At 61.8% G+C, this 12,040-nt stretch carries 12 protein-coding genes; 1 reads left to right on the forward strand and 11 read right to left on the reverse strand.

Translation table 11 applies throughout. The features are described from left to right. Positions 1 to 75 precede the first annotated feature (75 nt). From recG to exbB, 5 genes are all read right to left on the reverse strand, one after another. Complete coding sequence (recG, locus tag JBE38_RS11305; protein ID WP_205344317.1) at positions 76 to 2,151, reverse strand: ATP-dependent DNA helicase RecG; 2,076 nt, start codon at positions 2,149 to 2,151, stop codon at positions 76 to 78. 8 nt (positions 2,152 to 2,159) lie between these two features. Next, positions 2,160 to 3,080, reverse strand: a complete 921-nt coding sequence (locus JBE38_RS11310; RefSeq protein WP_016975936.1) for a hydrogen peroxide-inducible genes activator — start codon at positions 3,078 to 3,080, stop codon at positions 2,160 to 2,162. 131 nt (positions 3,081 to 3,211) lie between these two features. Continuing rightward, a complete protein-coding gene (locus tag JBE38_RS11315; protein ID WP_060756678.1) occupies positions 3,212 to 3,961 on the reverse strand; it encodes an energy transducer TonB family protein in 750 nt (249 codons plus the stop codon). Then, positions 3,958 to 4,383, reverse strand: coding sequence for a TonB system transport protein ExbD (gene exbD / locus JBE38_RS11320; RefSeq protein WP_003195519.1), 426 nt, complete (start codon positions 4,381 to 4,383; stop codon positions 3,958 to 3,960). The genes JBE38_RS11315 and exbD overlap by 4 nt, the downstream gene beginning before the upstream one ends. A 6-nt stretch (positions 4,384 to 4,389) precedes the next feature. Then, positions 4,390 to 5,370, reverse strand: coding sequence for a tonB-system energizer ExbB (exbB, locus tag JBE38_RS11325; RefSeq protein ID WP_090367961.1), 981 nt, complete (start codon positions 5,368 to 5,370; stop codon positions 4,390 to 4,392). A 188-nt stretch (positions 5,371 to 5,558) separates the two neighbouring features. On the opposite strand from exbB, the gene JBE38_RS11330 reads away from it, so the two are divergent. Next, positions 5,559 to 6,416, forward strand: coding sequence for an SDR family oxidoreductase (locus tag JBE38_RS11330; protein WP_161548603.1), 858 nt, complete (start codon positions 5,559 to 5,561; stop codon positions 6,414 to 6,416). Positions 6,417 to 6,579: 163 nt separating this feature from the next. On the opposite strand, the gene JBE38_RS11335 is transcribed toward JBE38_RS11330, so the two are convergent. The 6 genes from JBE38_RS11335 to JBE38_RS11360 form a co-directional block, all read right to left on the reverse strand. Then, a complete protein-coding gene (locus tag JBE38_RS11335; protein WP_060753674.1) occupies positions 6,580 to 7,323 on the reverse strand; it encodes a hypothetical protein in 744 nt (247 codons plus the stop codon). Between the two features lie 57 nt (positions 7,324 to 7,380). Beyond that, on the reverse strand, positions 7,381 to 7,761 hold the full coding sequence (locus tag JBE38_RS11340) for a RidA family protein (RefSeq protein WP_060753673.1): 381 nt from the start codon (positions 7,759 to 7,761) through the stop codon (positions 7,381 to 7,383). Positions 7,762 to 7,800: 39 nt separating this feature from the next. Continuing rightward, positions 7,801 to 9,906 carry a bifunctional GTP diphosphokinase/guanosine-3',5'-bis pyrophosphate 3'-pyrophosphohydrolase gene (spoT, locus tag JBE38_RS11345; RefSeq protein WP_205344318.1) on the reverse strand — a complete coding sequence of 702 codons (2,106 nt, stop codon included), beginning with the start codon at positions 9,904 to 9,906 and terminating at the stop codon, positions 7,801 to 7,803. Between the two features lie 60 nt (positions 9,907 to 9,966). After that, positions 9,967 to 10,230, reverse strand: a complete 264-nt coding sequence (gene rpoZ, locus JBE38_RS11350; protein WP_060753671.1) for a DNA-directed RNA polymerase subunit omega — start codon at positions 10,228 to 10,230, stop codon at positions 9,967 to 9,969. A gap of 167 nt (positions 10,231 to 10,397) precedes the next feature. Then, entirely contained in the window at positions 10,398 to 11,018 is a 621-nt protein-coding gene (gene gmk / locus JBE38_RS11355; protein ID WP_126871035.1) for a guanylate kinase, read from the reverse strand. A 10-nt stretch (positions 11,019 to 11,028) separates the two neighbouring features. Further along, positions 11,029 to 11,892, reverse strand: coding sequence for a YicC/YloC family endoribonuclease (locus JBE38_RS11360; protein WP_060753669.1), 864 nt, complete (start codon positions 11,890 to 11,892; stop codon positions 11,029 to 11,031). Positions 11,893 to 12,040 lie beyond the last annotated feature (148 nt).

The raw sequence follows: 12,040 nt of genomic DNA on the forward strand, positions 1-12,040 counted from the left end.
GCCTGATCCAAATTCGTACAGTCCAAGAAGTATAACCAGCTTGATACAGGTGTTGGTCGGAAAGTGAGGCAGGCGTCACACTTGGCCGTATTGCTGTCCATGTCGTAGCCAACGATTCAGCAATGGGCTGACATGTTCCGGCCAGCGCTCCAGTAGCGCTTGTGCCGCGTCACGCACGGCGGGCAACAGGTCGGCGTCGCGCATCAGGTCGGCGACCTTGAATTGCAGCAGGCCGGTCTGGCGGGTTCCGAGCATTTCGCCGGGGCCGCGCAGTTCGAGGTCTTTCTCGGCGATGACAAAACCGTCGTTGGTTTCACGCATGATGCCCAGGCGCTGACGACCGATTTGCGACAGCGGCGGGTGATACAGCAGCACGCAATGGCTGGCCGCGCTGCCCCGGCCGACACGGCCGCGCAACTGGTGCAGTTGCGCCAGGCCCAGGCGCTCGGGGTTTTCGATGATCATCAGGCTGGCGTTGGGTACGTCCACACCCACCTCGATTACCGTGGTGGCCACCAGCAGTTGCAGGTTGCCGGCCTTGAATTCGGCCATCACCGCGGCCTTTTCCGCAGGCTTCATGCGGCCGTGGATCAACCCGACCTTCAATTCGCCCAAGGCGCTGCTGAGGTCTTCATAGGTGGTTTCGGCGGCCTGGCAGGTCAGTTCTTCGGACTCTTCGATCAGCGTGCACACCCAATAGGCCTGACGACCTTCGGCGCAGGCCCCGCGTACGCGCTCGATCACTTCCACGCGGCGGGTGTCGGTGACCAGGACGGTATTGACGGGGGTACGGCCGGGGGGCAGTTCGTCGAGGATCGAGGTGTCGAGGTCGGCATAGGCGCTCATGGCCAGGGTGCGCGGGATCGGGGTGGCGGTCATGATCAACTGGTGCGGGTTCATGCGCCCGCCCACGCCTTTCTGGCGCAGGGCCAGGCGCTGCTGCACGCCGAAGCGGTGTTGCTCGTCGATGATCACCAGTGCCAGGTTCTTGAACTGCACTTCGTCCTGGAACAATGCGTGGGTGCCGACCACCATCGGCGCACCTGCGGCGATCTGTTCCAGCGCCGCCGCACGATTCTTGCCCTTGAGCTTGCCGGCCAGCCACGCGACTTCCAGGCCCAAGGGTTCGAGCCAGCGTTTGAAGGTAATGAAATGCTGTTCGGCAAGGATCTCCGTAGGCGCCATCAGCGCGACCTGGTAACCGGCCTCCAGTGCTTGCAGGGCGGCGAGGGCGGCGACCACGGTCTTGCCGGCGCCTACGTCGCCCTGGATCAGGCGCAGCATCGGTTCTCGCTGGCTCAAGTCGTAGGCGATTTCATTGCCGACGCGCTGTTGTGCTCCGGTCGGGGTAAAGCCGAGGTTGGCCAAGTAGAGTGCGGGCAAACGCGTGGCCTTGGGCATCGCCGGCGCGCGCAGCGAGCGCATGCTCTCGCGCAGACGTTGCTGGGACAGTTGGTGGGTCAGCAGTTCTTCGAAGGCCAGGCGGTGCTGGGCCCAGTGATGACCCAGGGCCAGTTCGTCGACATCGGCGTCGGCGGGTGGGTGATGCAGGTAGCGGATCGCATCGTCCAGGGGCGCCAATTGGTAATCGCGGGCAAGCTCCAGGGGCAGCCAGTCGGGCAGGCTTTTCGGGCCGAGCATCGTCAGGGTCTGCATGCACAGCTGGCGCAGGCGTTGTTGGGTCAGGCCTTCGGTGAGCGGGTAGATGGGCGTGAGTGTGGTGTCTACCGGCGGCGGCTCGTCGCCAGTGATGGCGCGGTATTCCGGATGGTAGATCTCCAGGCCCGAGGCGCCGGGGCGCGCCTCACCGTAGCAGCGTACGCGGGTGCCGCGCTTGAGGCCCTCTTTCTGTGCGTTGCTGAAGTGGTAGAAGCGCAGGCTCAGCCCGCCGGTGCCGTCCTGCAGGCGTACCACCAGGCTGCGGCGCTTGCCCATGACCACGTCGGCACCGCTGACGGTGCCTTCGATCACCGCATCCTGCCCAGGCCGCAACTGGCCGATAGGTACCACGCGGGTGCGGTCCTGATAGCGCAGCGGCAGGTGGAACAGCACGTCCTGGAGGTTTTCCAGGCCGACCTTGGCCAGTTTTTCGGCCATGGCTTCACCGACACCCTTGAGTGCCGTCACCGACACCTGCGACAGTTCAGTCATACGACGTGTCAGCTCGCAGCCGTCGGCTTGGCCACCGAGCACAGGCGGATCGAGTCGGCGAGGATCTCAATGGCCTTGGGCCGCGGGAAACTGGCGCGCCAGGCAATGGCCACGGTACGGAACGGCACGGGTGGCGTGAGCGGGCGCACTTCGATCACGCCGGGGGCGTAGTGATGGCTGTCCACTGCCGACAGCGGCAGGATCGAAATGCCCAGGCCGGAGGCGACCATGTGGCGAATCGTCTCCAGGGAGCTGGACTCCACGGTGGTGTGCTTGGCGCCGTCGTTGCCCTTGGTCAGGGTCGGGCAGGCTTCGAGCACCTGGTCGCGGAAGCAGTGGCCTTCGCCGAGCAGCAACAGGCTCTTGTCGTTGAGCAGGCCGGCGTCGATCGTGTCTTTCTGCGTCCATGGGTGCGAGGCCGGCATCAGCACATAGAACGGCTCGTCATAGAGCGGCAGGGTCAGCACGTCTGCTTCGTTGAACGGCAGGGCAATGATGATCGCGTCCAGCTCACCGTTGCGCAGCTTGTCGCGCAGCACATGAGTGAAGTTTTCTTCGATGTACAACGGCATCTGCGGTGCGACGCGGTGCAGTTGCGGAATCAGGTGCGGGAACAGGTAGGGGCCAACGGTATAGATGGCGCCAACCTTCAGAGGCGCGGTCAGCTGGTTCTTGCCGGCCTGGGCCAACTCGCGAATGCTCTGCGCCTGCTCCAGGACTTTCTGGGCCTGGGCCACAATGCCTTCGCCCACCGGGGTGAGGCGTACGGCGCTTTTGCTGCGCTCGAAGATCAGCACACCGAGTTCGTCTTCAAGCTTTTTCACGCCCACCGACAGGGTCGGTTGGCTGACATGGCAACGCTCGGCCGCATGGCCGAAGTGCTGCTCTTGGGCGAGGGTCACGATGTAGCGTAATTCTGTAAGAGTCATAGCGGGCGTCCATGAGGTACAGCCCAAGCATACCGGCTGCAATCGATAGACGCACGTTATCAGAACTTTGGTGGGGATTGAGTGGGGATTTTGCTGAAGGTGGTGAGAGTTGCCCCTCACCACGCTCAGCGTTACCGGCGGCGCTTCTCGATGTTGTAGACGAAGGGCGCAACGATTTCGATGCTGCCACCTTTCAACATGTCGGCCGGCGGCTTGGGCAGTGGCTGGGCACGACGGATCATGTCCAGGGTCGCACGGTCCAGGTCGGCGTTGCCGGAGCGGCCTACCAACTCATAGGACAGCACATTGCCCTCACCATCGACCACGAAGCGCAAGCGGTTCAGGCCTTCCTTGCCGCTGCGCTGGGCGCTTGGCGGGTACTTCTTGTACTTCTGCAAATGCGCCAGCAGGGCACCTTCCCAGGATGCTTTGGCGGCGACCTGTTGGGGGGACGGGCCAGGCACCGGCTGGGCCGACTTTTCTGCAGGCGCGTTGGTCGGTGGTGTTTCACTCGGCGGCTCTTCGGAAGGTTTCTCCTTGGGCGGCTCGGGCTTCTTCTCGACCGGTTTGGGCGGCGCAGGCTTGGGCTTGGGTTTGACCGGCTTGGGCACCTGGATCGTTGGCTTGGGCGCCTCGGCCAGTTTCGGCAGGGGCAGCTCTTCCACCGGAGCGGGCGGTTGCGGCGGCGTGATGACCTTGGGCGGCGCCGGCGGTGGTGGTGCCGGCATTGGCGCCAGGTCGATGACCATGGCCGCCGGCGGCAATTGCACCGGATGCGGCGCGGACCATTGGAGCGCGATGAGGATCGCGACGGCATGCACGCCCAGCACGACGGCAAGGCTGGTGCCATAACGCGTCAGTTTGTGGCGCGTCGTGATCATTTCTTGGCTGCCGTCTCAAGTCCGACCAGGCCCACCTTGAGGTAGCCGGCTGCCCGCAGGGCATCCATCACGCTCATCAGGTCGCCGTAGTCCACGCCCTTGTCGGCCTGGAAGAAGATCGTCGTGTCTTTCTTGCCTTGGGTCTTGGCGTCGAGCACCGGGCCCAGGGTTTCAGCCTTGACTTCTTCTTCGCCCAGGAACAGGCGTTGGTCCGCCTTGACGCTGAGGAAGATCGGTTTCTCCGGCCGCGGCGCAGGCTTGGCGCTGGACGCGGGCAGGTCGACCTTGATGTCTACGGTCGCCAGTGGAGCCGCCACCATGAAGATGATCAGCAGCACCAGCATCACGTCGATAAACGGCGTGACATTGATCTCGTGGTTCTCGACGAGCTCGTCGTCGCCTTGATTCAAATGCAGGCCCATGGCCGATTACCCCACTTTCACCATGTGCGGTTGCGAGCTGCGCTCGGTAGGCAGGTGATCGAGGTCACGGCTGACCAGCAACAGGACTTCTGCCGACGCATCCGACACCTGCGCCTTGTAGCCGGCAATCGAACGGGCGAACACGTTGTAGATCACCACCGCAGGAATCGCCGCAACCAGGCCCAGGGCGGTAGCCAGCAAGGCTTCTGCGATACCGGGGGCAACGACGGCGAGGTTGGTGGTCTGGGTTTTGGCGATACCGATGAAGCTGTTCATGATGCCCCATACGGTGCCGAACAGGCCGACGAATGGCGCGGTAGAGCCGATGGTCGCGAGTACACCGGTGCCGCTGCTCATGTTGCGACCGCAGGCGGCCACCAGGCGCTCCAGGCGGAAGCTGACGCGTTCCTTGATGCCTTCTTTTTCACGCGTGTTGGCCGACAGGCGCATTTCTTCCAGTGCGTCGTGCACCAGCAGGTTGGCCAGGGTGCCCTTTTTGGTCGCGGTGTCGCTCGCTTCCTTGAGGGTAGTGGCCTTTTTCAGGTGGGCGATTTCACTGCGCAGACGACGCTTGGCGCCCAGCAGTTCAAAGCCTTTGGCGATCCAGATGGTCCAGGTAATGATCGAGGCGATGGCCAGGCCGATCATCACGGCTTTTACCACCACGTCAGCGTTCTGGTACATGCCCCACGGCGACAGGTCATGGGCCATGCCCAGGGTGTTGTCTTCTTCCAGCACAACGCCGGGTTCGGCGGCAGGCGCTGGAGTGGCGGCCTGGGATGGGTCAGTGGCAACCGGTGCGGCGGCAGGAGCCGCCGGGGTTGCAGCGCTGTGCTCGGCAGTGGCCGGAGTGGCGGGGGCAGTGGCGTCAGCGAATGCGGCGGTCGGCGCCAGCAGTACGCTGAACAGCATCGCAGCCACCGCACGCCAGGCGCGGGAGGGACTGTGAAGCAGGGTTGGCGAAGCGGGGTTGATATTACGTGTCATGCTGGCCGGACCTGAGAGAAGAAAATGGGTGATCGCCCTTCCAGACCCTTTGGGCCGAGGACAAATGGGCGGACATTATTGCAAGTAATTCTTGTTAACTAAAGTAATACAGTTACTTTATTTGTCCTTTTGCTGGCCGCTGGTCATCTTCGGCGGCTAATCTGCGCCTTTAAGAACGGAGTTTGGAAATGTCTGCGCCTTCTGTTGTGATTGCCGGTTGCGGTGATGTGGGTAGTCGGTTGGCTAGCCAATTGCTGGCCTCGGAATGGGAGGTTCACGGCCTGCGTCGCGATATTTCGCGGCTGCCCGACGGCGTAATCGGCATTGCCGGTGACCTGTTCAACAAGGACTGCCCTGACACCTGGCCGATCGGCGGGGTGGATTACCTGGTGTATTGCGCTGCCGCAACGGACCACGATGAAGCCGGCTACCGCGCCGCTTATGTGCAAGGCTTGCAGCATGTGCTGGAGTGGCTGCAGGACTACGGCCAGGCGCCGAAGCACCTGTTGTTTGTGTCCAGCAGCAGCGTGTATGGACAGCAGAATGGTGAGTGGGTCGATGAAACCTCCGACACTCAGGCCAAAGGTTACTCCGGCCAAGTGATGCTGGAGGCTGAGCAAGTCGCCCTCAACAGCGGTATTCCCGCGACCGTCGTGCGCTTGACCGGTATTTACGGCCCGGGCCGTGAGTGGCTGTTGACCCAGGTTCGCCAAGGTTATCGCGTGGCGATCGAGCCACCTTTGTATGGCAACCGGATCCATGCGGATGATGCGGCAGGCCTGCTGGCGTTTTTGTTGCGCCATGTGGAGCAGGGTGGCTCGCTGGACAAGATCTATATCGGTGTCGACGATGCGCCTGCGCCGCTGGCTGAAGTGGTGGCTTGGCTACGCGAGTACCTGGGCGTGACCGAATGGGCCGAAGACGCCAGTGTGCGGCGTGCCGGCAGCAAGCAATGCAGTAATGCTCGAGCTAAAGCACTGGGTTGGCGCCCGGCCTATCCGAGTTACCGCGAAGGGTATGCGGCGATTCTTGAAGGTAAGTGCTGAATAAAACGACTAATTCTTGTAGTGAGCGGGCTTGCCCCGCGCTGGGTGGCAAAGCCGCCCCAACAAAGACGCCGCGGTATTTCAGGAGGACTGAGGTGCCTGGGTTTGGGGCGGCTGCGCCGCCCAGCGCGGGGCAAGCCCGCTCACTACAGAGCTGCGTGCGTCATTGCTTTTCCAATAGCCATTGACGAGGCCCCGGCGTAAACGAAGGTACTTCGTCCGCCTGAGCAGTGTTCACCGCCTGGAATATTTCCAGTTGCTTGCCCTTGCGGGCGAAGATCCATGGGTTGCCCTTGCCGTTCAGTTGCAGCCAGATGCTGTCGTAGCCGCCGCTCATGGAGGCGCAGTCGCCGGCCAGGCACAGCGAGTAGTGATCGACCCCAGGCAGGCCGGCGACCTTGCCGTTGGCCTGGAACTGCACCGTGGAGCCGTCACCGTTGCCGTCGGTGATCTTCCAGTCGCCGCCCATATAAGCTGCATACAGTGCCCGCTCGAAGTTGGCACCCAGCGGTGCGCCTTCCGGGGCCGGGTCTTTGGCGCGGGCGAACAACTGTTCAGGCTCGTTGTCGTTGGCCACTTGCAGCAGTTGTTTGCCTTTGCGCTTGAGTTCGGTGGCTGCGCTGCCGTAGAAGTCGACGCTCCAGGCACCTGGTTTCTCGCCGATCAACTTGCCTTCGGCGACTTCAAAACCGTTGTAGTAGCGCGCCTGCAGCGCTTTGGTATTGACCTCCCATTCGAGGTTCGGCCCATTGCTCTGCAGTGCTTCACGCAAAGGGCCGCCCTTGGCTGCTGCGTCGATGGCGGCCTGGTTGATCCAGGTGCCACTCACATCCAGGTCTGCAGGGTTGCTGGCGCAGCCGCCCAGCAGCAGGGCGAGCAACGAAGAGGCTACAAGCGCTTTGCGCATTACGAAATCCTTTTAAAACAAAGTCGGCGCGGCCTGTGGAGGCTGCGCCGGGTGTTTTTACTCGATGACCAGAATCGCGTCCATCTCAACCTGCGCGCCCTTTGGCAGAGCGGCCACGCCAATGGCGGCGCGGGCTGGGTAGGGTTGTTCGAAGTACTTGCCCATGATCTCGTTGACCTTGGCGAAGTGGCTCAGGTCAGTCAGGAAGATGTTCAGTTTGACGATGTCCTTGAACGAACCACCAGCAGCTTCGGCGACGGACTTGAGGTTTTCGAAGACCTGTACGGTCTGTGCTTCGAAGCCTTCAACCAGTTCCATGGTCTTTGGGTCCAGCGGGATCTGGCCGGACATGTAGACGGTATTGCCTGCCTTGATCGCCTGGGAATAAGTACCGATGGCGGCCGGGGCCTTGTCGCTGTTGATAACAGTCTTGGTCATTTGAGACTCCTTGTAAGAGAGGATGACTTATTTGATGCGCTAAGCACGCATGCGGGTGATGCGGATCACCCCGGTCAGGGCGCGCAGTTTCTTGATCACGCGGGCCAGGTGCACGCGGTCGTGGACGCTGACCACCAACTGGACCACGCTGATGCGGCCGTCGCGTTCATCCATGCTGATTTTTTCGATATTGCCATCGGCCGCGTTGACGCTGCTGGCCAACAGGGCAATCAAGCCGCGCTGGTGTTCCAACTCCACTCGCAACTCGACGTTGAATTCGCCGGTGACATCCTTGGCCCACGAGAGCTGGATGCATTTTTCCGGGTTGTGGCGGATTTCGCTGATGTTGCGGCAGTTGTCCAGGTGCACCACCATGCCTTTGCCGGCGGACAGATGGCCGACAATCGGGTCGCCCGGGATCGGCGTGCAGCACTTGGCGTAGCTGAGCACCAGGCCCTCGGTGCCGCGAATCGCCAGCGGGCCTTCGGGGCTTGGCAACTGCTCGCCTTCGCCCAGCAAGCGACGGGCGACCACGTAGGCCATGCGGTTTCCCAGGCCGATATCTTCCAGCAGGTCTTCGATGTTTTGCTGGTGGTACTCGTTGAGTATCGCCTGCACACGCTCGTGCGGGATCTTGTCGAGGGCGCTGTCGAAACCGTTGAGCACCTTGTTCAGCAGGCGTTCGCCGAGGCTGATGGACTCGGAACGGCGTTGCAGTTTCAGGGCGTGGCGGATGTGCGTGCGTGCCTTGCCGGTGACGACGAAATTGAGCCACGCCGGGTTCGGGCGTGCGCCCGGGGCGCTGACGATCTCGACCGTGGAACCGCTTTGCAGGGGCTCGGACAGCGGCGCGAGGCGACGGTTGATCCGGCAGGCAATGCAGCTGTTACCCACGTCGGTATGCACGGCGTAGGCAAAGTCGACCGCCGTGGAGCCTTTGGGCAGCTCCATGATGCGGCCTTTGGGCGTAAATACGTAGACCTCGTCCGGGAACAGGTCGATCTTCACGCTTTCGATGAATTCCAGGGAGTTACCGGCACGTTGCTGCATTTCCAGCACGCCTTTTACCCATTGGCGGGCGCGGGCATGGGTGCCTTTGGGTTGCTCGTCGCCGCTGGACTTGTAGAGCCAGTGGGCAGCGATGCCATTGTTGGCCATTTCTTCCATTTCCCGAGTGCGGATCTGGATCTCGATCGGCACCCCGTGCATACCGAACAGTGTGGTATGCAGCGATTGATAGCCGTTGGCCTTGGGAATGGCGATGTAGTCCTTGAAGCGACCCGGCAGCGGCTTGTACAAATTATGTACGGCGCCGAGTACGCGGTAGCAGGTGTCGACCTTGTCGACGATGATCCGGAACGCATACACGTCCATGATCTCGTTGAAGGCCCGACGCTTGCCGCGCATCTTTTTATAGATGCCGTAGATGTGTTTCTGCCGGCCGCTGACTTCGCCTTCGATCTCGTCGATCGCCAGGCAATGGCTCAGGGACTCTTCGATCTTGTTGACGATTTCCTTGCGATTGCCACGGGCGCGCTTGACGGCCTGGTAGATGCGCGCCGAGCGCATCGGGTGCATCGCTTTGAAGCCGAGGTCTTCGAATTCGATACGAATGGCATGCATGCCCAGCCGGTTGGCGATGGGTGCATAGATTTCCAGGGTTTCCTTGGCAATGCGCCGACGTTTTTCGCCGGACAGCACTTCCAGTGTGCGCATGTTGTGCAGCCGGTCGGCCAGCTTGACCAGGATCACCCGGATATCGCGGGCCATGGCCATGGCCATCTTCTGGAAGTTTTCCGCCTGGGCTTCGGCCTTGGTCTCGAAGTTCATCTGGGTCAGTTTGCTGACCCCGTCGACCAGTTCGGCCACGGTTTCGCCAAATTGCGCGCTCAGCGCTTCCTTGGCGATGCCGGTGTCTTCGATCACGTCATGCAGCATCGCGGCCATCAGGCTTTGATGGTCCATGTGCATGTCGGCAAGAATATTTGCCACCGCAAGAGGATGGGTGACATACGCCTCGCCACTGCGGCGGCGTTGGCCGTCGTGGGCTTGTTCGGCGTAGAAATACGCTCGGCGGACCAGGTTGACCTGGTCTGGGCCGAGGTAGGCCGATAAGCGATCGGCGAGGGCGTCTACGCTCGGCAAAGTGCGAACTCCTGCCGTTGGCTGTGACCCTGCGCCGTGCTACGTCGACCAGGCATAGGCTTAGACGGCCTCGTTGGACTCGTCCTCGAACGCTGCAAACAGCGGTTCGTCCTGAACGATTTCCTGCTCGGCGATGAACTCGTAGCTCATCAGGCCTTCAGCGATTTCACGCAGGGCTACAACGGTAGGCTTGTCGTTTTCCCACTGGACCAGAGGCTCTTTGCCACCGGTGGCCAATTGACGGGCACGCTTGGTAGAGAGCATGACCAGCTCAAAGCGGTTATCCACGTGTTCTAGGCAGTCTTCAACGGTTACGCGGGCCATGGTATTCCTCGGAGCGAATGCAAGATGCGCGCTGCCCGGTTGGGCGAGCGGACTAAACAGTTTAAAAAATCACCAGCGTTTAGGGAAGCGCTGATTTTCCGCAGGCCCTCGCAAAACCGCTACAGGCATCAATGTAAAGCCCTTGCGGCGGTTTTGGGAAGAGCCAATCAACCAAGCAGTTCGGCGAGCAATTTGCCGAAACGCTGCTGTTGGCGCTTTTGCTGCAGCTGATTGGTGCGGAAAATGGCCTTCAGATCATCCAGTGCGTGGGCAAAGTCGTCATTGATGATCAGGTAATCGTAATCGACGTAGTGGCTCATTTCACTGACGGCTTCGCGCATGCGACCTTCGATGATCTCGTCGCTGTCCTGGCCGCGATTGGTCAGACGCTGGTGCAAGGCTTCCAGGGACGGCGGCAGGATAAAGATCGAGCGCGCCTGGGGCATCAGCTTGCGTACCTGTTCGGCGCCCTGCCAGTCGATTTCCAGGATCAGGTCGTGGCCTTCGTCCAGGGTCTGCTGCAAGTGGCTCTGCGAGGTGCCGTAGAGGTTGCCGAAGACTTCGGCGCGCTCCAGGAAGTCGCCGTGCTCGATCATCTTGACAAACTCGGTGCGCTCGACGAAATGGTAGTGCTCGCCGTTGACCTCGCCCGGGCGCATGGCGCGGGTGGTGTGGGAAACCGAGATGCGGATGTGCTCGTCAGCGTCGGTCAGGGCCTTGACCAAGCTGCTCTTGCCCGCGCCCGAAGGGGCGGAAATGATGTAAAGGGTGCCGGTGCTGTGGGTCATGGAAGTTGCCTTACTCAATATTCTGTACTTGTTCGCGCATCTGCTCGATCAACACTTTGAGGTTGACCGCCGCTTGTGTGCTGCGTGGGTCAAACGCCTTGGAACCCAGTGTATTGGCTTCGCGGTTGAGTTCCTGCATCAGGAAGTCCAGGCGCCGACCGGCGGCACCGGCGGACTTGAGTACGCGGCGCACTTCGAGGATGTGGGTGCTGAGGCGGTCGAGTTCTTCCGCAACGTCGCTCTTCTGGGCCAGCAGGACCATTTCCTGCTCCAGGCGTGTCGGGTCCAGGTCGGCCTTCATGTCGGCAAAGCGATCGAGGACCTTCTGGCGCTGGGTGGCGAGCATTTGCGGCACCAGTTCGCGCAGGATGACCACGTCTTCTTCGATTGACGTCAGGCGTTCGTTGATCAGGCGGGCCAGTTCGGCGCCTTCGCGCTCGCGGCCGGCCTTGAGCTCCTTCAAGCCCTGATTGAACAGGGCCAGGGCTTCGGCGTTGAGCGCTTGCGGGTCGGTAGCGTCGGCTACCAGTACGCCGGGCCAGGCCAGCACTTCCAGTGGGTTAAGCGCGGCGGGCTGTTGGATCAGGCCGGCGATGGTTTCTGCTGCAGCGACCAGTTGCGCGGCGCGGTCGCGATCAATCTGCAAGGGCTTGCCGGTGGTTTCTTCGGTAAAGCGCAGGGTGCATTCCAGCTTGCCGCGCGAGATGCCTTGGCGCAGTGCTTCACGCACGGCGCCTTCGAGGTCACGGAAAGACTCCGGCAGGCGCAGGTGCGGCTCCAGGTAGCGGCTGTTGACCGAGCGCAGTTCCCAGCTCAGGGTGCCTTGGGCGCCGGCTTTTTCGACGCGGGCGAAGGCGGTCATGCTGTGCACCATGGAGGTACCTCGCGTTGCAGCCCAGCAAATACGGGCTGATGGTTAGGAAGGCGCAGGATTGTAGCGTAGTGGGGCGGGCACGCCCAAACCCGAGCATTCGTAACCGAATTTTTTAGCAGTGCCCCGAATCGGCTCGCGGCTCTATAAT

Origin of the sequence: Pseudomonas sp. ICBG1301 (genome assembly GCF_016918385.1) — a bacterium.
Classification (GTDB): Bacteria; Pseudomonadota; Gammaproteobacteria; order Pseudomonadales; family Pseudomonadaceae; genus Aquipseudomonas; species Aquipseudomonas palleroniana.